Consider the following 20,024-nt stretch of genomic DNA (forward strand, 5'->3'; position numbering starts at 1 on the left):
TTGCTTGATGCTGTGAATGGCGCAGTGTTTCACGTGAAACATGGCCTGCCAAGAAGATATCGAACCCCGATGTTCCACGTGAAACATCGATGCCTGAATAACGCGATGTAGAGACTAAAAAACCGGCGAGTCATGCCTGACTCGCCGGTTATGAGGCGCTACAAACTCCGGTTACTGCTGAAGCTCAGCGATATCGGCGACTTCCAGGAAAAGAGCACGCAGGCTGGACAGCAAGGCTAGGCGGTTGTTGCGCACTGCGTCATTGTCGGCCATGACCATCACTTGATCGAAGAAGGCATCCACCGGCTCGCGCAGGTTGGCCAGGGCATCCAGGGCATCCTGATACCGCCCCTCGGAAAACAGCGGCATGACGGCGGCATGCTGAGCCTTGACGGCATCATGAAGCACCTTTTCGGCCGGCTCCTGGATAAGTGAATCGTCGACCGTGCTTGCCACGTCGCCGCTCTGCTTGGCGAGGATGTTTGTCACCCGCTTGTTGGCTGCGGCAAGGGCTGTCGCCTCAGGGCGCTGGGCGAACGCACTCACCGCCCTCAAGCGGCGGGCAAAATCCAGCGGACGCGTGACGGGACGAGCACGAACGGAGAGATAGACCTCGGCGCCAATGGCTTCTTCCTGGCCCCAGGCGCGGAAGCGGTCGAGCATGTAGCCAAGCACCTCATCCACCAGGCCCTTGGCGTAGGGAAGCTCCTGATGCTGCGCAGCGGCCAGTTCCAGCAGCTCGCGCAGGTCCAGGTCGAGTTCACCCTTGATCAGGATGTTGAGCACTCCGATAGCGGCACGACGGAGCGCAAAGGGGTCCTTGGTCCCGGTGGGGCGGGCGCCGATGCCGAAGATGCCGGTCAGCGTATCGAGCCTGTCCGCCAGCGCGAGTGCCTGCCCAGTGCGCGTGGCGGGAATGTCATCGCTGGCGAAGCGGGGCAGGTACTGCTCCTCCAGAGCCTGTGACACCTCGTCCGGCTCGCCATCGTGGGTGGCATAGTAGCGACCCATGATTCCCTGGAGCTCAGGGAACTCGAGCACCATTTCGGTGACCAGGTCGCACTTGGCAAGCTCGGCGGCGCGCCGTGCATGGGCGACGTCGCCATCGATGCGGCCTGCGATGAAGGCGGCGACGGCCGCGTTTCTGTGTGCCTTGTCGGCCAGGGTGCCGAGCTGCTTCTGAAACACCACCCCCGACAGGCTCTCGATGCGATCGGCTAGGGGGCGGCGTCGGTCGGTGTCGTAGAAGAAGGCGGCATCGGCCAGGCGCGGACGAATCACCTTCTCGTTGCCTTCGATCACCAGTTGCGGGTCGCTGCTGTCGATGTTCGAGATGGTGATGAACAACGGCTTGAGACGGCCCTGATCATCCAGGAGGTGGAAGTACTTCTGATTGGCCTTCATCGAGGAGATCAGGCACTCGGCGGGCACTTCGAGGAAGCGCTCGTCGAAGCTGCCGGTGAGCGCCACCGGCCACTCCACCAAGCCGCTGACCTCGACCAGCAGGTCCTCGTCAATGACCGCGACGGCATCCTGAACTTCCGCCTCGGCCAGTACCTGCTCGCGAATGCGCTCGCGCCGCTTGTCGCGGTCGGCGATCACCCAGGCATTCTCCAGTGACGCCAGGTAGTCGTCGGCATGGAGGAGTTCGATGGCTTCTGGTGCATGGAAGCGATGGCCGCGCGTGGTACGACCGGCATTCAGGCCCAGGGCGCTTGCCTCGACCACCTGGTCACCGTAGAGCATCACCAGCCAATGCACGGGACGCGAGAACTCGACCCTGGAGGCACCCCAGCGCATGTTCTTGGGGACTGGCAGGGCATTGATGGCCTTCTCGACGATGGCGGGCAGCAGCGACGTCGTCGGGTCACCGAGTTGCTGTTCGCGAAAGCCAAGCCAGGTGCCCTTGTCGGTTTCGAGGTGAATAAGGTCACTGACCTCGACGCCACACGAACGGGCGAAACCTTCGGCGGCCTTGGTGGCCTTGCCATCCTTGAAGGCGGCAGCCAATGCCGGGCCGCGCTTCTCGATTTCGCGGTCGGGTTGCTTGTCGACAAGCTCATCGATCATCACTGCGAGGCGGCGCGGGGTGGCATAGGCGCGGACGTGGCCATGGCCAACATCGGCGTCGGCAAGACCACGACGGATGCCGTCAGCCAGTGCATCGGAGAGGGTATCGATGGCGCTTGGCGGCAACTCCTCGACGCCCAGTTCAACCAGTAGGGTGTTGGTAGCCATCACGCATCTCCCTTGTCGGCTGGCGCGTCTGCTGCCAGCAGTTCCTGGCGCAGGCCTTCTGGTGCCAGCGGGAAACCAGCGGCCTTGCGCGATTCGAAATAGGCCTTCGCCACGTCACGCGCCATGGTGCGAACCCTGAGGATATAGCGCTGTCTCTCGGTAACGGAGATGGCGTGGCGCGCATCCAGCAGGTTGAAGGTATGGGATGCCTTGAGCACCTGTTCGTAAGCGGGCAACGGCAGGCTCGCTTCGAGTAGTTTGGTGCACTCGCGTTCCTGGTGGTCGAAGTCGGCGAACAATGCGGGCACATCGGCGTGCTCGAAATTGTAGGCGGATTGCTCTCGCTCGTTTTGCAGGTAGACATCGCCGTAGGTGACCTTGGTGCCGTCGGGTGCGACCGTCCAGATCAGGTCATAGACACTGTCGACGTCCTGCAAGTACATGGCGATGCGCTCGAGCCCATAGGTCAGCTCGCCGGTTACCGGGTAGCACTCCAGTCCGCCGGCCTGCTGGAAGTAGGTGAACTGGGTCACTTCCATGCCATTGAGCCAGATTTCCCAGCCCAGCCCCCAGGCACCGAGGGTCGGGGATTCCCAGTTGTCCTCGACGAAGCGGATATCGTGGGCCAATGGGTCGATACCCAAGTGCCTAAGCGAACCCAGGTAGAGTTCCTGGAAGTCGGCGGGAGAAGGCTTCATCACCACCTGGAACTGATAGTAATGCTGCAGCCGGTTGGGGTTTTCGCCATAGCGGCCATCGGTTGGGCGACGTGAGGGCTGTACGTAGGCGGAATTCCAGCTCTCGGGGCCGATAGAGCGCAGGAAGGTAGCCGGATGGAAAGTGCCGGCACCGACCTGCATGTCCAGCGGCTGAAGAATCACGCAGCCTTGTTCGGCCCAGTATTGCTGCAGGGCGAGAATCAAGCCTTGGAAGGTCGACCCTGAAGGTGAGGTCGACGTTTGTGTCGAGAGAGTCATCGCGGGATGCACCGTTGGCCATGAATTCACAGGGCGTCAAGTATACAATCACAGGCAGATCGGTTATAGGCGCTCTCACGAGACAGAGGAATCCTTCATGATCGTAGTGACAGGCGGAGCCGGCTTCATCGGCTCGAATCTGGTCAAGGCACTCAATGCCCGTGGCCGCAATGACGTCCTGGTGGTCGACGACCTGTCCGACGGCACCAAGTTCGTCAACCTGGCGGACTGCACCCTGGGAGATTATCTCGACAAGGATGACTTCCGTGCGCGCGTGGAGGCGTCGCTGCGTGGCGAGGCGTCCAACCTGCCGCCCATCGAGGCCATCTTCCATGAGGGGGCGTGTTCCGATACCACCGAGTGGGACGGCCGCTTCATGCTCGACAACAACTTCGAGTACTCGAAGGTGCTGCTGCATTTCTGTCAACGCGAGGGTATCCCCTTTCTCTATGCTTCTTCGGCGGCTACCTATGGCGGTAGCGAGGTGTTCGTGGAAGCCCCTGAGCACGAGAAGCCCCTCAACGTGTATGGCTACTCGAAACTGCTGTTCGACCAGTACGTGCGCGAACGCTGGAACGAGCTGACGGCCCAGGTGGTGGGCTTTCGCTACTTCAACGTGTATGGCCCCCGTGAGCAGCACAAGGGCAAGATGGCCAGCGTCGCCTACCATCACCATACCCAGATCAGCGCCGGGCAGGATCTCAAGCTGTTCGGTGCCTGGGACGGTTACGAGGCGGGCATGCAGAGCCGCGATTTCGTCTACGTGGGGGATGTGGTGGACGTGAACCTGTGGTTTCTCGACCACCCCGGGCAGTCCGGCATCTTCAACCTGGGCTCGGGGCGCGCCGAGCCGTTCAAGGCCATCGGCGAGACGGTGACCGATTACTACGGGCGCGGCCAGATCGAGTACATCGACTTTCCAGAGGAGCTCAAGGGGCGTTATCAGAGCTACACGCGCGCCGATATCTCCCGCCTGCGCGAGGCAGGGTATTCGCGCGAGTTTCGGACCGTGGCCGAAGGCGTGAAGGACTATCTGGAGTGGCTGAATGGCTGAGGCGCCAGGCAAGAGCGGCGAGCGAATTCTGGTCGTTGGCCCTTCCTGGGTGGGCGACATGGTGATGGCGCAGAGCCTGCTGATGACGCTCAAGGCGCGGCATCCGGGATGCCATATCGGGGTAGTGGCCCCGGCCTGGTCGACGCCGATTCTCGAGCGTATGGAACAAGTCGATGAGGTGGCGAGCCTCGAGGCCGGTCATGGAGAGTTCGGATGGCGTGCCAGGCGTGCCCTGGCACGCTCCTTGAAAGGCCGCTTTGACCGAGCCATCGTCTTGCCGCGGTCGTGGAAATCGGCACTAGTGCCATGGCTTGCCGGCATTCCACGGCGAACCGGCTTTATCGGAGAGCAGCGTTATGTGCTGCTCAATGACCGCCGCACGCTCGACAAGCGCGTGCTCGACCAGACAGTGAAGCGGTTCGTGGCGCTGGGGGTGACGCCCGACCAGGCGGCGGTGGGTGACTTGGCGATTCCGAGGCCTTGCCTGGCGGTCGATCATGACAACTTGATCGAACTGCGTCTTGCGCATGGGCTGTCGTCGCGACCGGCCATCGGCATGATGCCAGGCGCAGAGTACGGTCCGGCCAAGCAGTGGCCGCTGGCACATTTTCGGGAGCTGGCTGGGCGGCTGGTCGCCGAAGGCTACGAAGTGCGGATACTGGGGGGGCCCAAGGACCAGCCCGCCGGCGAGGTGATCAGCGAGGGCCTGTCGCGCGTGCACAACCTGTGTGGCAAGACCCGGCTGGCCGATGCGGTCGACCTGCTGGCGGATTGCCGCCAGGTGGTCACCAATGACTCGGGGCTGATGCATGTGGCAGCGGCGGTGGGCACCCGCATCCAGGCGATCTATGGGTCATCGTCACCGGCCTACACGCCACCGCTGACCGACAATGCCGAGATTCATACCCTGGCGCTGTCCTGTTCGCCCTGTTTTCAGCGTACCTGCCCACTGGGGCATACGAATTGTCTCAACCAACTGTCTCCGCAGCGGGTGCTGAGCGCGATGCAGGCCTGGCAGCGTGATGTGCTCGCCAGAGGGTGAGCCTGCAGGCTTACTGGACCTCGGCAGGCTCTTCCTCGGTGGCGTCCTGCGGGGTTTCGACGACCTGCGGTGCAGGCTCCTCCGCATCGCTTTCGGCACCTGCCGGCACCAGGCCCTCCCACAGGCGCTGCTGAAGCCCGGTTTCCTCGCGCATGCGCTCGGCCAGCTCATCCATTCCGTGACGCTCGAGCAAGGTAGAGCGATTCGACAGCAGTGACGTGCCAAGCCCGGCACGATGATTATTGATGCGAAAGCCCATGGCTTCGAGGATCGTCGGGAAGACATCGATGATCGAGGACTCGCGATGGCTGCGTGTAGGCTCGATGGTATCGCCGAGCAGCATGAAGGTATTGTCTCGCTCGCTCTGGATCAGTTGGTCCCAAACCGATACGCGCATGGTCAGGTGGTCGCTGGCGACGACGACCAGGGTGTTGTCCAGAAGCCCCTCGTCCTCCAAACGCTCGATCAAGCGACGCGCCAGCCAGCCTGAGCACTCTACCGAATAGAGAATATCGATGCCGTCGAATTCGCCTTGGCGGTCCAGGCAAGCCTGTGCCGGGTAGCCGTTCGGGGCATGGCCGGTGATAGAGAGGCTGACCAGACCCCAGGGGGTATCGGCACCATCGAGTTGACGGATCTTGGCAAGCGTCATGTCGTACAGCGAGTCGTCGAAGAGCCCCCAGTTGTTGACGTACTCGGGATCGTCCAGCCGTGGGCGCAGTTCCTCGCGCCCGAGTACCTCATTGAAACCATGGTCTTCGTAGAACACGCCCTTGCCGGCAAAGGTGGTGCTGGCACCGCCCATGAAGGTCAGTCGATAGCCCTGATCGGCCAGCAGGTCACCCAGGCAGTCCACCCCTGGCACCACGCGTTCGAGCGGCTCGAACTGGCTGTCGTGGAGTAACCCGGCGGGCATCAAAGGCGTGCCGCACTGGCTACCGATCATCCCCGCCATGGTCCAGCCGGTGTTGTCGAGCTGTCGCACGCCTTCGAACACGTGGGCGCGCTCACCCAGGGCCGACAAGTGAGCATAGGCATCGCCGAATCGTGAGCGGTCGGCATAGGTGCGCTCGATACTCTCCAGGTAAAGGATCAGCAGGTTGGGGGGGCGTTCGGGGGCCTCGAGAATCGCCGGCTCGACATAGCGACGATTCAGCCAGGCGCCATCATCGGTGACGATGGCCGCACCACGCTGCGTCATGCCGTAGAACAGGGGATTACCCGCCAGCAGGGCAAGCGCCAGCAGGCGTTCGCCGAGGCGCCAGCGGTGATCATGGCGAACCAGCCAGGTGAAGGAGACCAGCAGGGCAAGCATCGACAGGCAGTAGAGAATGGCCGCCAGCATGCGGTCATTACCTCCATGGTCCGCCATGCCGGCCTGAAGATGAAAGGTGATGGCACCAAGCTCGACGATACCGAAGCTGTCGGAGAGGTAGACATAAAGCCCCATCAGGGCGATCGGCAGCAGTGACCAGGGCCAGACCTTCCTGCTGGGTCTGGCGTTGGCTGGTTTGCCCCAGCGCAGCAGCCAGGCAAGCCCCATCCAGCCGATGGCAACGGGGGCGAGCACCCAGGGCGCCAGGCTGGTTACGGTCATGACGGTGTAGCCCAGGCACAAGCCGATGGTCAGCATTGCCCACCAACGGGGTTGGTGGATCAGCATGTGGGTCAATTGACGGGTCATCGAGGCTTCGCAGCAGAGTGTGTTGGTACACAGCTTAGCAAGCAAACGACGCCAGGCGAATGGCCGTGATGCCCCAGAGGCTCGCTTGGTGCTGGATCGGGCAACGATTACACTGGAATTCGCCCATTCACTCGCAAGGATCGCCGATGTCGATTGCCGCCGTGCTGATCGTCAAGAACGAGCAAGCCCACCTGCGTGCCTGCCTGGAAGCGTTGAGCTGGGCAGATGAGATCGTGATCCTGGATGCCGGCAGCCAGGATGGCAGCCAGGAGATCGCGCGAGAGTTTACCGACAAGGTGGTGGTGAACGATGACTGGCAAGGCTTCGGTGTGCAGCGCCAGCGTGCAGAAGCCCTGGTGGAGAGCGAGTGGATCCTGATGGTCGATGCCGACGAACGGGTCACGCCGGCCCTTCGCGAGAGCATCCAGGCCGCCCTCGACGAGGGCACGCAAGCGATCTACACGCTACCGCGACTCTCCTGGTGCTTCGGCGCTTTCATCCGCCATTCCGGCTGGTACCCCGACCGGGTGGCACGGCTTTATCCGCGTGGCCGGGCGGGCTATGACGACGCGCTGGTGCATGAGAAGCTGCGCAACCCTCATGCACTTCCCGTGAAGCCTCTCGAGGGTGACCTGCTGCATTTCACTTACCGTGACCTGCGCCACTATCTGGAAAAATCGGCCCACTACGCCGAGGCCTGGGCCGAGCAGCGAGTCGCGCGAGGCAAGCGTGGCAGTCTGGCCGATGGTCTCCTGCATGGCGTGGGCTGTTTCGTGCGCATGTATCTGCTCAAGGCGGGATTTCTGGATGGACGCCAGGGATTGCTGCTGGCGCTGCTCTCGGCGCACTCGACCTTCGCCAAGTACGCTGATCTATGGGTCAGGACTCGGACGCCTGCTCCGCCACAAGACGCCTCAGCAGGGCACTGATGGCCTCTGACGCCGCCGCCAGGTCAATGCTCGCCATGTCTTGCTCCGCCGCCTCAATGGGTGGACAAAAAGCCAGACGGTGATCGTCGGTGTTGCAGGTCTGCCAGCGCAGCGGCGTGGCGGAGCGCCGCGACGGATAGAAGCCGGCCGTGGCCAGGTCCAGACAGCCGGCGATGTGCAGGGGGCCGGTGGAGCCGGCGATGAACAGGTCGGCCGCCGCAAGGCTCAAGGCGAAGTCATCGAGCCCCTGGCGCGGGGGCAGGCGGTGGGCCGAAATGCCCGCTAGTTCGAGTGGCTCGCGAATCGTTTCGGCGACCGCTTCTTCGCCGGGGCCAGCGGTAAGGATCCAGTGGGGGGACGGGGAGTCGGCATCGAGATGCCTCTCGATGCCGCGTATCAGCTCGACATAGCGCTGTGCCGATAGATTGACGGCGGAGCCGCCACTTCCCCCGTGCAGGAAGCACCAGGGGCGTGCTTCCTGCAGGCCGAGCTCAGCTGCGATGCGTGCCCGTTCGCGCTTTCGCACCGCGTCATCCAGCGGCCAGAAGGGGGGAGTGACGGGTTCGCCCGCCACGAGCCCAAGCGCCTCGACCAGCTTGTCGGCCAATTCGATGTTGTAGACGTACTCCGGTCGCTCGGATCGTGATCTGCGCTGACGGATGCGGGCGTTGTAGAATATCTGTGCCCACTTGGTGGCCGGGGCGAGGCGCATGGGGATTCCGGCTCGCCACCCCAGCCAGCCGATTCGAGGGGTCGAGAAAAGCGTCAGCAGGGCATCGAAGCCTTGACGCTTGAGGGTGCGGAGCAACTCGCGATGAGCCTCGCGCCCGGCATCCTCGCCCGGGTCGATGATGACGTCGTCGACCCACGGGCAAAGATGCGCCATGGGGGCGGTGTAGGCCGGCACCAGGACACTCACGCGGGGAGTGGGGCTGGCGGACTTGAGGCGGGCCAGAGCCGGCCAGGCCAGCATGAAGTCGCCAAGCTTGTCGTTGCGCACTACCAGCAGGTGCGGGGATGATTCGCGCGGTGCCATGGTCGTCGCTGTCATTCGGGCTCCCGGGCCCCGTCAACGCAAAGGAGTCAACCTTGTCGCACAAGGTCATGCAGCTGTGTCTCTCCAGCGGCTGGGGCGGATTGGAAATGTATCCGTCCCGGATTATACCCGAGCTCGCTCGGCAAGGGTGGCAGGTGTACGGCCTGGCGTTGAGCGGCTCGCGAGTCGCCGACAGCATGCGTGACGCGGGCATCACGCCTTTGACCGTGGCCTCGAAAGGCCGCGCGCTGCTCGGCGTGAGACGCATCCTCGCTTACCTGGCGACACACGACATCGGTGTGCTGCATTGCCACAAGTCCAGTGATCTCCGTCTTGGCGCCTTGCTTGCCACCCTGCGGCCCTCGCTGCGGCTGTTGTTCACCGATCACATGGGGGTGACACGCCCCAAGCGTGATCTCTACCACCGCTGGGCGTACGGCCGGGTGACCCGGTTGCTGTCGATCAGTGATGCGACCCGGGCCCGTAACCTCCAGGCCTTTCCGCTTCCCGCCGAACGTATTCGGCGCCTCTATCTGGGCATCGACCCAGCCCCCTATGCCCCGCGACTGGACCTGAAGGAGCGCGAGGGGCTGCGCCGCGAGCTGGGCATACCCGATGGCGCCATAGCCATCGGCATGCCGGGTCGCCTGACCCACGGCAAGGGCCAGGACACCTGGCTCGAGGCGCTGAGCGGACTGCAACATGCGCGCCCCGGCCTTGCCTGGCACGGGGTGTTGATCGGTGGGCTGGCGGTCAGTGAGGGCAGCGACGAGGCTTATGTGGCCGAGCTCAAGGCGCTGAGCGAGACACTCGGGCTTGCCGACCGCGTGACCTTCACCGGCTTTCGACGCGATCTGCCGAGGCTGTTCGAAGCGTTGGATATCGTCTGTGTGCCATCCCGCAACGAAGCCTTCGGCTTGACGGTGATCGAAGTGATGGCCGCCGCCAAGGCGGTGATCGGTGCCGACAGCGGGGCGATTCCCGAATTGCTCGATAGGGAAACCGGCCGTCTCGCCGACCCCGGCTCACCCGCGGCCTGGACGACAGCCATGGCCGAGCTTGCCGACGACCACGCGCTGCGCGAGCGCCTGGGAAACGCCGCGAGGCAGCGTGTGCTCGACGAGTTCTCCCTGGCGGCCCATGTCGGTGCGCTGATCGGCGAATATCAGGAGGGCGCCGGCGCCTCGTAGCCTTGGCGGATCGCCGTCATGGCCTCGGTGGCGTCGAATTTCTCGAGCGAACGCGCCAGGCGTTCGAGGTTGCTGGCTTGCCAGGCGCCTGGCGCGCGCAGTCGGCAGCGATCCAGGTCGATCAGCCAGGGGACGCCGTCTTCATCGATCAGCAGGTTACGGGCGTTGAGGTCGACATGGTCCAGGCCGGCCTCATGGAAGCGGCGCACGGTGGCGCCGACACGCTGTAGCAAGGCATCGTCGGCTTCCCCGTTGATGAGACACTCGGCAAGTGCCCGTGCCCCGGCAATACGCACGGTGATCAGGGCGGCCTGGTAGGTCATGCCATGGCGTGTCACCTCGGCCGCCACGGGGCGGGGCACCGGCAGGCCGCGCTCATGCAGGGTGGCGGTCAGGCGAAGCTCACGAAAGGCGCGGGTGCGCTCGAGCCCGGTCCACAGGTAACGTGACTCGCTGAGCCGTGCGACCAGGCCGCCTCGACGATAGCGGCGTAGCACCCATGCCTCGTCGCTCGCGCCAGGGGGCGCAAGGAACAGGCTGGCCCCGCGCCCTGGCGCTTCGCCAGTCACTCGGCCCGCTTGCCGCCAGGTGTCGGGGTCGAAGGTAGGCGGGCCGATTTGTGGCGCCTTGCCGGCGTCACATAAACTGTCCGCATCATATAGAATGACACTCTTTCCCGTTCGAAGTGTTGCCAAGCGCATGAAGCATCCTCTGCCCGCCCAACCTCGCCACATTGGCGTGCTGCGTCTCTCCGCCCTGGGCGATGTGTGCAACCTCGTCCCCACGGTACGTGCCCTGCAGCGCCAGTGGCCCGAGGCGCGCATCACCTGGATCATCGGCAAGGGCGAGCACAGTCTACTGGCCGGCCTTACCGGGGTCGAGTTCGTGGTCTACGACAAGGCCAGCGGGCTTGCCGGGATGCGCGCACTGTGGCGTGAGCTCGCCGACACCCGCTTCGACGTGCTGCTGCACATGCAGCAAGCGGTGCGAGCAAGCGTCCTCTCGCTGGGGCTCAAGGCAACGGTTCGAGTGGGTTACGACAAGGACCGCGCCAAGGATCGTCAGCACTGGTTCACCCACCGCCAACTGATGCCGCACCCGCGTGCCCATGTACTTGAATCCTTTCTCGATTTCGCGCGGCTGCTGGGCGTCGAGGATCTCTCTCTCGCCTGGGATCTGCCCGTGCCACCCTCGGCCCACCGCGAAGCCATGGCGTTGACCGGCGATTCCCCCTATGTACTGATCAGCCCGTGTGCCAATCCGCGGTTGCGCAACTTTCGCAACTGGTCGGCGGAAGGCTACGCGACGCTCGCTGGCCATCTGTGGGAGCAGCACGGCCTGAAGACGCTGCTCACCGGGGGCGGCAGCACCCAGGAGCGCGAGATGGGCGCACGCATCCAGGCATTGAGCCCCGCCCAGTCGACAATCGATGCCATCGGCGCCTCGTCGCTGAAGGGCTTGCTGGCGCTGATACAGCGCGCCCGGGTTACCGTGGCCCCTGACTCAGGGCCAGTGCACATGGCCAATGCTCTGGGCACCCCGGTGGTCGGGCTCTATGCCACCACCAACCCCGATCGGGCGGCGCCCTATCTGTGGCGGGATTACGTGGTCAACCGCTACCCGGATGCGGTGGAGGCCTTTCTGCACCAGCCTCTCGAGTCGATCTCCTGGGGCCAGCGGGTGCGACATCCCGATGCCATGTCACTGATTGGAAGCGAGGATGTCATCGAACGCCTCGAGGCCATCCTCGCGCAGCCCCATACCCCTCCGCCAGCCCCACCGGACATGGAGTCCCGCGCCCATGAAGCTTGACCTGACCGCTCTGGAACACTCGCGCCTGCTGGTGGTGGGCGATGTGATGCTCGATCGCTACTGGCATGGCGCCACGTCACGAATCTCCCCCGAGGCGCCGGTGCCGGTGGTACGCGTCGACGAAGCCGAGGATCGCCCCGGTGGTGCCGCCAACGTGGCACTCAACATCTCCTCGCTTGGTGCCCACGCGGCCCTGGCCGGGCTGGTCGGTGACGATGACAATGCTGACCGCCTGGTGAGGCGTCTGGAAGATGCCGGAGTGAGCACTCACTTCGATCGCAGCCCTGGTATCCCCACGATCACCAAGTTGCGGGTGATGAGCCGCAACCAGCAGCTGATCCGTCTCGACTTCGAGGAAGGACTCGGCGAGGTCGATACCTCGGGCCTCGAGGCTCGAGTCGCCGAGGCGCTGCCGGCTTGCGACCTGGTGATTCTTTCCGACTACGGCAAGGGTACGCTCAACCGTGTCGAGGATTTGATCCGCCAGGTGCGAGCCGCCGGTAAGCGGGTGCTGGTGGACCCCAAGGGCAGCGATTTCCACCGCTACCATGGGGCCAGCGTGATCACCCCCAACCTCACCGAGTTCGAGGCGGTGGTTGGCCACTGCCGTGATGATGCCGAACTGGCCAGGCGTGGCGAGGCGCTGCGCGCCGAGCTCGAGCTCGAGGCACTGCTGATCACCCGCAGCGAGAAGGGCATGACGCTGATTCGCGAGGGGCATGAGCCGCTGCATCTGCCGACTCGCGCCCGCGAGGTGTTCGATGTCACCGGCGCCGGCGATACCGTGATCGGCGTGCTGGGCCTGGCGCTGGCCGCCGGCCACGGCTTCCCCGAGGCGATGACCCTTGCCAACCTCGCCGCCGGCCTGGTGGTGGCCAAGCCCGGTACCGCGACGCTTTCGATCGCCGAGCTCTACACCGCACTGCAAGGCGACAAGCTGGCCGAATTCGGCGTGATCGAGGCGCCTGCGTTGATCGAGGCGGTGCGCGCCGCCCAGGCGCGCGGCGAGCGGGTGGTGATGACCAATGGCTGCTTCGATATCCTGCATGCCGGCCATGTCGCCTACCTGGAGCAGGCCCGCAAGCTCGGTGACAGGCTGATCGTGGCGGTCAATGACGATGCCTCGATCGGCAGGCTCAAGGGGCCCAAGCGGCCTATCAACCCGCTGCTCAGGCGCATGCAGGTGCTGGCGGGCCTGGGGGCCGTGGACTGGGTCGTGTCCTTCGCCGAGGACACCCCTCAACGCCTGATCGAGGCCGTGTTGCCCGATGTGCTGGTAAAGGGCGGTGATTACCGCCCCGAGCAGATCGCCGGGGGTGAAGCGGTACGCGCCGCGGGGGGTGAGGTTCGTGTGCTGGGCTTCGAGGATGGCGTATCCACCACCGCGATGATTTCCACCATCCTCGACCGCGAGACCTGATGGGCTGGGGACGCTACCTCTATTCGGCGGCCCTGTATGGCGCTTCACCCCTCATCTGGCGGCGCATATGGAGTGAGCAAGTACTCACCCACCCACGGCGCCAGCGGCTCGGCCTGATTCCGCCAACGCCACCCGGTGCGCGCATGATCTGGCTGCACTGCGCATCGGTGGGCGAAGTCCAGGCCGCCAGGCCATTGATCCAGGCACTGCTGGCGCGCTACCCCGCTCACCGGCTCACCGTCACTACCATGACTGCCACCGGCGCCGAACGGGTCTTGGCGTTGGTCGACGCCCAGGATGACGGGAACGCCCCCGTGCGATTGATTCACCGCTTCGTGCCGCTGGACTTTCCTGGCGCGGCGCGGCGCTTTGTGGAACGTCTCGACCCGGTCGTGGCGGTGTTCTTCGAGACCGAGCTATGGCCCAACCTGCTGCACGCCTGCCAGCGCCAGGGGGTGCCGGTGATGGTGGCCAATGGCCGTCTGTCGCCGCGCGCCTACCGGGGATATCGGCGCGTGGCCGCGTTGATGCGAGAAGCGCTTGGCCATGTCGATTGGCTGGCCGCCAAGTCGGCAGCCGACGCCGAGCGCTTTCAGGCCCTCGGCATGCCAGCATCGAAAATCGCCGTGGTGGGTTCCCTGAAGTTCGATATCACCCCGGATGCGTGGTCCATCAAGGTCGGTGAGTCCTTGCTGACATGCTTGCGTGGGCGTCCCGTGTGGGTGGCGGGCTCGACCCATGCCGGCGAAGATGAACAGCTGCTGGCGGCACATGCCCGCCTGCGTAAGCATCTGCCGGATGCCTTGTTGATCCTGGTACCACGCCATCCCCATCGCTTCGAGCCGGTGGCCGCGTTGTGCGAGAACGCAAGCCTTGCGGTGGCGCGGCGCTCACGCGCTGAATGGCCCGGTGCCGATACCGCCGTATACCTTGGCGATACCATGGGCGAGCTGCTGTCGCTCTACGCCGCGGCGGATCTCGCCTTCGTTGGCGGTAGCCTCGTGCCCATCGGTGGCCACAACCTGCTGGAGCCCGCGGCAATGGGGGTTCCGGTGCTGAGTGGCCCCGAGATTGCCAACTTCGTCGATGTCGCCGAGGTGCTGCGCAACGCCAATGCCCTGGTGGAGGTCAGCGATGCCGAGGATCTTGCCGAGACGCTCGAGCGGCTGTTCAACGATGCCCAGGAGCGGGCACGGCTTGCCAAGGCCGGGCGGCAGGTGGTCGAGGCCAATCGCGGTGCCTTGGCGCGCACCACGGATGGCCTGGCCAGGCTTATCGATGGTGAGTAAGCACTCACTTCTTGTTGGCCTTATTTGTTCCTGACCGATGGCTGCAGCATGAAGGTCTGGTAGGTCAGGCGCTGGAATTCGTGATCGAGCAGTGCCAGGCCGGCAAGTGCGGCCCCCAGCAACGATAGCGCATAGCCATAGCCATAGAACGCCGGCCCCAGTTGTTGGCTGATCAACGTCAGCGCGAAGTTGGCTGTCACGAACAGCAGGCACAGCCACAGCGCTTGCCATAGGCGATCCAGGTAGAACAGCACGTTGAGAATCGCCATGAACAGCACCTGAATCCCCACGGCCACCAGGAAGACGTTGAACAGCGGCAGGTACCAGGCCGAGAACCCCAGGCTCTCGATCAACCAGGCGCCCAACAGCCATAGGGTCATCACGGTGATGCCCTGGATCTTGAAGATGTCGTAGATGCCACGCCTCACGCTCGCCACCATCTCGCGACGCAACGCTTCGATGTGCTCCAGGGTGTCGCCCTCGCGCACGGCGTCATAGTAGGCGCTGCAGCGCTCCGCGAAGTCGGTTTCCATGCGCATCAAGAATACCGCCATGCCCGGTACGATCGACAAGTAGGCGAGAAACAGCGGGAGGTCATGGATCGGTGAGGCACGTAGCGGGCCAATGACCGCTTCCGAGGTGTCCGGGTTGAACCAGAACACCAGCTTGTCGGCCCAGATGCCCAGGTTGTAGAAAAGCCCGATCAGTACCAGTGCCAGGTAGCGGCGTTCCACCCGGTGCAGCTCGAAGGCCCACAGGCAGCGGCTTGGATAGTCACGCACCACCATGTAGAGCAGGCTGAACAGTAGTAGGCTCTGGCCGATCACGAATCCTGCGAGCAGCCCTTCGAGCCCATGGCCGCGAAGCACAAGGCCGATTCCCAGGGTAGCGCCGTAGCCCAGGGCGAAGGCGCCGAGTACCTGATGGTAGGCCTTGATGCCGGCAACGAATACCGTGACGCACCAGATGTTGCAGAGCAGGATGAAGGCGCAGAGCATTTCCAGCCGGTAGATCAGGCCGGTGTCGTTGAATGCCAGAAGGACGATAGCCAACCCGACCAGCGCGGCGACCATGGTCACTACGCTCAGTAAGCCGATGAGATTGGGTAGCACACGGTCGGCGCGCTTCTCGAACAGACGGTCGGCCACGAAGCGAGTGAACAACAGCTGCACCGTGCCGGTCATGATCAACGAGGCCGCCACCAGCCAGGTGACCGAGACCAGGAACGGGGTCACCCATGGCGTCTCGACCTGGCTGGTAGTCGCCGAGATGATACCGAGCGCCATCACCGCGAGGATCGACAGCACCCAGGGACCAGAACCGATGATGCCTGCGTAGCCATAGGCACGAAGTAGCCCGAGGTAGCTGTCCTGTTGCAACAGCCTACGCAGTTCGAATCCGATTCCGGCCATGGTCGTTGGCTCCCTTGTCAGGTCTGCTTGTGGTCATCTCGATGGTTTCATCAAAGAGGGCGAGATAGCGCGACAGCATCAGGGCTTCCGTGTAGTCGGCCTCGACCCTCTGGATGCCTGACGCGCGCGCCGACTGCCAGGCGTGGGAATCCTCGAGGAGTTCCGCCATGGCATTGGCAGTGGCGCTGGGGTTGGCGATCGGCACGACGCGTCCGGCCGGGGCGCTGTCAGGCGTCGTGCCCAGGATCATCTCCCGGCAGGCACCGACATCGCTGCTGACGACCGGCAAGCCTGCGGCCATGGCTTCGAGCAGCACCAGAGGCTGGGCCTCGCTGATCGAGGTCAGCACCACGAGGCGTGCCTGGGCGAGGATCGTTTCGGTGCGCTGGAAGCCGAGAAAACGCAGGTGTTCGCCCAGCCCCAGCTGGATGGCCAGATCCTGACACTCCTGGGCATAGGTAGGGTCTTCGCTGGCCGGCCCGACCACCCAGCCTTCGGCATCGGGGTGATGGCCCAGCAACTGGTGAATGGCGCGAATGAAGGTCTTGATGTCCTTGATCGGCGTGACTCGCCCCAGCAGTACCACGATTGGCCGGGTGTTGGCGGCGGTCGCCTCGCGCAAGGGACGGAAGCGTTCGACCTGGATGCCATTGGGGATCACCCGGGCGGTGTCGGGGCGTGCGCCATCCTTGATCTGGCGCGCCTGGTTGCCACCGTAGAGCGTGGTGGTGAACTGCGATGCCGCATAGGTCATGCGGCCAAGCCCCTGGAAGAAGCGAATCCACATGTTGCGCAGGTAGCCGGTATCGGTCTGGAAACCATGGGCGAGGGTTTCGCGTGGCGAGCGAATCCACTTGGCTTCGATCAGATCGATCTGGCGTTCCTTGGTGTAGATGCCATGCTCGGTGACCAGCAGTGGCAAGCCTGTGACGTGGTGAGCCAGGGCGCCGAGAAACCCTGCATAGCCGGTCGAAATGGCATACAGGCAGCGCCCGCGAGGCAGCTGCCGGGCGGTACGGGCGAGCAAGAAAAGCGGAGCGTGCATATTGCGCACCGACCAGAAATAGTCGATGAACGAGGGCTCGGTGAAATCCCTGTGGTAGCGCGCCACGATTTCCTGCCAGGCCTCCTGGCTGAACAGAAACTCCTCCTGGCGGATGCCACCACGCTGTCCGATCAGGCGCGCCACTTCACAAAGCGCCATGTCGATATCCGCCCCCTCGTCTTGAAAGGTCTCATGCAGCCGTCGGCTGGTGGCGAAGGCGGCCGGATTGCCGCGGCATTGCTTGACGCTGTCGGGTGCGGGCAGGTCCTCCATCAGGTAGTGGCACTGCAGGTGAACGAGGTTGGCGGGACGATCGAACAGGATGCCCTGGTAGTCCTGGCGGCGACCGCCCAGGAACACCACGGCGAAGCGTAGGGTCGGCAGGCCGCGAATCAGTTGATCGACCCAGCCGGAGACGCCACCTCTCACCATGGGATAGGTGCCTTCCAGCAGCAGGATAATGTCGGCGGGCGGATCGCGCCGGCCAAGTGTCGGCCAAGGTTCAGTCATTGCCAGTAGCTCACCAGTGGATGAAGCGTCGGGTGGGAGGCCGCCGCGGAACTGAGCCGCGCCAGCTGACGATGTACGTCGTTGAAGCGGCGTTGGGTGAAGGCAAGTTCGGCGCGATAAGGCGCCAGGTCATCATCGTGCATCCCCAGGGTCTCGCACTCCATGAAGGCGGCTTCCGCCTCCGGATAGTGCTTCAGGGCGATGCACAGGCGGCCGAGCATCAGCCAGCGGTGGGCCGTCTCGCGTGCCGCCAGGGCCTGGTCGATACGCAGGGTCGCCTGTTCGAGCAGATAGCGCAGGGTGCCGCCCTGGGCAAGCTGCAGATAGCCGTACTCGCTATAGAGCGCGGCCAGGGCTTCTGCTCGGTTGCCGTCCGGGTCGCCTTGTCGCTCGATATCGGCGACCAGGGCCTGGACCCGCCCATCCAGATCGCGCTCGATACCGCTGAGCATCGAATAGGCCAGCAGGCGCACGTCATCGGCACTGTCCGCCAGCCCCTGGCGCAGGATGGGGATGGCCTGACGGCGCGGCAGGTGCCGGCAGGCCAGCACGGCCTGCTGACGCCGCCGGTGGTCATGGCTGCTGGACAGCACGCTTGCAAGCCCCTCGCGAATCGCGGGGTCCTCGACATCGGGCAGGGCCACCGCGCGAAACGGCAGGTCGGGCATGGCCAGGGGCTGCCATTGGCGCTCGCCTCTCTGACCGCTCCGGCGCAGGCCCGGCAGCAGGCTGAGGGCAAGCCCTAGCGGGGCGACCACCGGAAGCCAGATCACCATCATCATCAAAAACAGCAGCAACCCGGCCGCTGGCCGCCGGGACGCGACGGGAATGCCCTGCCACAGGCCGGCGGTCAAGAGTGGGGCGGCCATCAGGTGCAACGGCAGGCTGCGCCATGCCCAGAGCTCCGGCGTGACCAGCAGGTGAAACACGGCAAGCCCTTCCAGGATAAGCCCGGCGAGCAGCCAGCAGAGCGCAGCGGCGAGGCTGGGTGTCGGCTGGGCGGTTTCAGGCCATGGCATGGCGGCGTGCCTTCGGTTCGAGTTCGGCCAACAGGGCGCGTGTCGAGTCCTTGCCGTCGATCTCACGATGCTCGAGTCTGGCCCCTTGCTGGCGGATATCCATCCCAAGCCGCGTTTCCAGGCAGTGCCAGAGTCGTTCGGCATACGGGGTGGCGGCCCGGGCATCGGCCAACGGCATCAGGATATGCAGTCGCATCTCATCGCTGTCCGAGCGTGTCACCCAGCCCTGATCCAGGGCGCGTAACTGGTCGAGCGCCAGGTCGACGATCTCGACCCCATGGGCCTGCGCCAGTGGTCTTGGCAGCGTCAGCGTCACCAGCAGAGAGCTCAACCGGTTGCGCCGGGCCTGATTCACCCAGCGTGCCAGGCTGGGGGCCATGGCGGCGCGGGCCGGATGCTGAAGTCCACGTTGCGCGTCCAGCAGCAGGTCACCCAGCAGTGCACCGAGTACCGCCAACAGGTGCAGTTGGCCCCGCTGGAAGTCGATGAAGGGCATTTCGCTGATCGCCACCAGCGCATGAATGTCGCCGTGCACGTCGATCAGTGGCACCACGGCAAGCAACGAGCCTCCCGAGGGCAGGTTGTGATCCATGGTGGCGCGCTGGCAGATCATCTGTCGCTCCTTCAGGCAGGCGCGGATCATGGCGTCATCGAGATCCAACGCCATGCGACCGCCGAAGGTGTGCATGCCATCCGCACACGGACGATGGCGGCTATCCAGGCGAATCAACACCGCCTGTTGAATGCGCGCATGGTGGGCCAGGAACGTGAGCAGTTCGTTGCCATGCCTGTCCAGTGGGTTATCGGCGCTGTCACGGGCCAGGTGACGGAACTGCAAGGCCAGCTGGTGCAGGGCATCGCGCAGGGTGAAGGGGTTGGCCGCCAGGCGTTCGGCCAGTTGGTCATGGGAAACGCGCAGGAGATGGTAATGGCGCACGAATTCATCCAGGCGGATGCGCTGCCCGTGGTTGATGGCCGCCAACTGGCGGAGTCGGCGTTGCCAGGTATCGGCCATTTCACCGGCGAGCATACCGGTCAGCACCACCGCCACACCATGTATCAGCGCGTGGTCATGGTGTGGCAGCGGTTGGCCGGTATGCCACCACGCTTCGACTCCTATCAGCGCCAGGCTGATCAAGGCACTGCTGAAACCGAAGGCGAAACCGTAGCGGATGCCGACCAGCAAGGGTGCCGCCACCAGTAGCCAGGGCAGGCCCATGTCCAGCAACAAGGGGTCATCCGGAGAAATGAGCCAGCCCACGGCGGGTAACCCCAGGCTCAGGACCAGCGTCTCGATGACCCGCAACCATCGAGGCGGAGGTTCGACAGGAATGTCGTCTATGCGTGTGGCCATTGTCATGTCACCG

At 64.4% G+C, this 20,024-nt stretch carries 16 protein-coding genes; 7 read left to right on the forward strand and 9 right to left on the reverse strand.

Going from position 1 to position 20,024, the window contains the following annotated elements:
* Nucleotides 1-171 precede the first annotated feature (171 nt).
* Nucleotides 172-2,238, reverse strand: a complete 2,067-nt coding sequence (glyS, locus tag C6V82_RS08955) for a glycine--tRNA ligase subunit beta (protein ID WP_102587622.1) — start codon at nucleotides 2,236-2,238, stop codon at nucleotides 172-174.
* Entirely contained in the window at nucleotides 2,238-3,215 is a 978-nt protein-coding gene (gene glyQ / locus C6V82_RS08960) for a glycine--tRNA ligase subunit alpha (protein WP_102587623.1), read from the reverse strand. The genes glyS and glyQ overlap by 1 nt, the downstream gene beginning before the upstream one ends.
* A gap of 97 nt (nucleotides 3,216-3,312) precedes the next feature.
* Here glyQ and rfaD point away from each other — a divergent pair, with 97 nt between their 5' ends.
* On the forward strand, nucleotides 3,313-4,269 hold the full coding sequence (gene rfaD, locus C6V82_RS08965) for an ADP-glyceromanno-heptose 6-epimerase (RefSeq protein WP_102587624.1): 957 nt from the start codon (nucleotides 3,313-3,315) through the stop codon (nucleotides 4,267-4,269).
* Nucleotides 4,262-5,311, forward strand: a complete 1,050-nt coding sequence (waaF, locus tag C6V82_RS08970; protein ID WP_102587625.1) for a lipopolysaccharide heptosyltransferase II — start codon at nucleotides 4,262-4,264, stop codon at nucleotides 5,309-5,311. Before rfaD ends, waaF begins: the two co-directional genes overlap by 8 nt.
* A gap of 10 nt (nucleotides 5,312-5,321) precedes the next feature.
* Here the strand turns inward: waaF and C6V82_RS08975 are convergent, their stop codons facing one another.
* On the reverse strand, nucleotides 5,322-6,995 hold the full coding sequence (locus tag C6V82_RS08975) for a sulfatase-like hydrolase/transferase (RefSeq protein ID WP_229843139.1): 1,674 nt from the start codon (nucleotides 6,993-6,995) through the stop codon (nucleotides 5,322-5,324).
* 146 nt (nucleotides 6,996-7,141) lie between these two features.
* Here C6V82_RS08975 and C6V82_RS08980 point away from each other — a divergent pair, with 146 nt between their 5' ends.
* Nucleotides 7,142-7,924: a glycosyltransferase family 2 protein gene (locus C6V82_RS08980; RefSeq protein ID WP_102587626.1), complete on the forward strand. Its 783-nt coding sequence runs from the start codon at nucleotides 7,142-7,144 to the stop codon at nucleotides 7,922-7,924.
* Here the strand turns inward: C6V82_RS08980 and C6V82_RS08985 are convergent.
* Nucleotides 7,875-8,975 (reverse strand): glycosyltransferase family 9 protein, encoded by a 1,101-nt coding sequence (locus C6V82_RS08985; RefSeq protein WP_102587627.1) that lies wholly within the window; start codon nucleotides 8,973-8,975, stop codon nucleotides 7,875-7,877. The genes C6V82_RS08980 and C6V82_RS08985 overlap by 50 nt on opposite strands.
* Nucleotides 8,976-9,013: 38 nt before the next feature.
* Between C6V82_RS08985 and C6V82_RS08990 the strand changes: the two genes are divergently transcribed.
* On the forward strand, nucleotides 9,014-10,150 hold the full coding sequence (locus C6V82_RS08990) for a glycosyltransferase family 4 protein (protein ID WP_229843140.1): 1,137 nt from the start codon (nucleotides 9,014-9,016) through the stop codon (nucleotides 10,148-10,150).
* Here C6V82_RS08990 and C6V82_RS08995 read toward each other — a convergent pair.
* A complete protein-coding gene (locus C6V82_RS08995) occupies nucleotides 10,126-10,851 on the reverse strand; it encodes a 3-deoxy-D-manno-octulosonic acid kinase (protein WP_102587628.1) in 726 nt (241 codons plus the stop codon). The two genes, C6V82_RS08990 and C6V82_RS08995, sit on opposite strands and share 25 nt — an antisense overlap.
* Between C6V82_RS08995 and C6V82_RS09000 the strand changes: the two genes are divergently transcribed.
* From C6V82_RS09000 to waaA, 3 genes are read left to right on the forward strand one after another with little or no spacing between them, the layout of a single operon-like run.
* Nucleotides 10,850-11,962, forward strand: coding sequence for a glycosyltransferase family 9 protein (locus C6V82_RS09000; RefSeq protein WP_102587629.1), 1,113 nt, complete (start codon nucleotides 10,850-10,852; stop codon nucleotides 11,960-11,962). The genes C6V82_RS08995 and C6V82_RS09000 overlap by 2 nt on opposite strands.
* Entirely contained in the window at nucleotides 11,952-13,382 is a 1,431-nt protein-coding gene (hldE, locus tag C6V82_RS09005) for a bifunctional D-glycero-beta-D-manno-heptose-7-phosphate kinase/D-glycero-beta-D-manno-heptose 1-phosphate adenylyltransferase HldE (protein WP_102587630.1), read from the forward strand. Before C6V82_RS09000 ends, hldE begins: the two co-directional genes overlap by 11 nt.
* The gene (gene waaA, locus C6V82_RS09010; RefSeq protein ID WP_102587631.1) at nucleotides 13,382-14,671 is read left to right on the forward strand and encodes a lipid IV(A) 3-deoxy-D-manno-octulosonic acid transferase; all 1,290 of its coding nucleotides are present in this window, start codon (nucleotides 13,382-13,384) and stop codon (nucleotides 14,669-14,671) included. The genes hldE and waaA overlap by 1 nt, the downstream gene beginning before the upstream one ends.
* A 20-nt stretch (nucleotides 14,672-14,691) precedes the next feature.
* Here waaA and pelG read toward each other — a convergent pair whose 3' ends face one another.
* Genes pelG through C6V82_RS09030 form a run of 4 tightly spaced genes read right to left on the reverse strand, consistent with a single transcriptional unit; the run spans nucleotide 14,692 to nucleotide 20,017 of the window.
* Nucleotides 14,692-16,083 (reverse strand): exopolysaccharide Pel transporter PelG, encoded by a 1,392-nt coding sequence (gene pelG, locus C6V82_RS09015; RefSeq protein ID WP_102587632.1) that lies wholly within the window; start codon nucleotides 16,081-16,083, stop codon nucleotides 14,692-14,694.
* Entirely contained in the window at nucleotides 16,055-17,638 is a 1,584-nt protein-coding gene (gene pelF, locus C6V82_RS09020; protein WP_102587633.1) for a GT4 family glycosyltransferase PelF, read from the reverse strand. Before pelF ends, pelG begins: the two co-directional genes overlap by 29 nt.
* Complete coding sequence (locus C6V82_RS09025) at nucleotides 17,635-18,657, reverse strand: tetratricopeptide repeat protein (RefSeq protein ID WP_102587634.1); 1,023 nt, start codon at nucleotides 18,655-18,657, stop codon at nucleotides 17,635-17,637. The genes pelF and C6V82_RS09025 overlap by 4 nt, the downstream gene beginning before the upstream one ends.
* On the reverse strand, nucleotides 18,644-20,017 hold the full coding sequence (locus C6V82_RS09030; protein ID WP_102587635.1) for a PelD GGDEF domain-containing protein: 1,374 nt from the start codon (nucleotides 20,015-20,017) through the stop codon (nucleotides 18,644-18,646). Before C6V82_RS09030 ends, C6V82_RS09025 begins: the two co-directional genes overlap by 14 nt.
* Nucleotides 20,018-20,024 lie beyond the last annotated feature (7 nt).

Origin of the sequence: Halomonas urumqiensis (assembly GCF_003028575.1) — a bacterium.
GTDB lineage: Bacteria > Pseudomonadota > Gammaproteobacteria > Pseudomonadales > Halomonadaceae > Halomonas > Halomonas urumqiensis.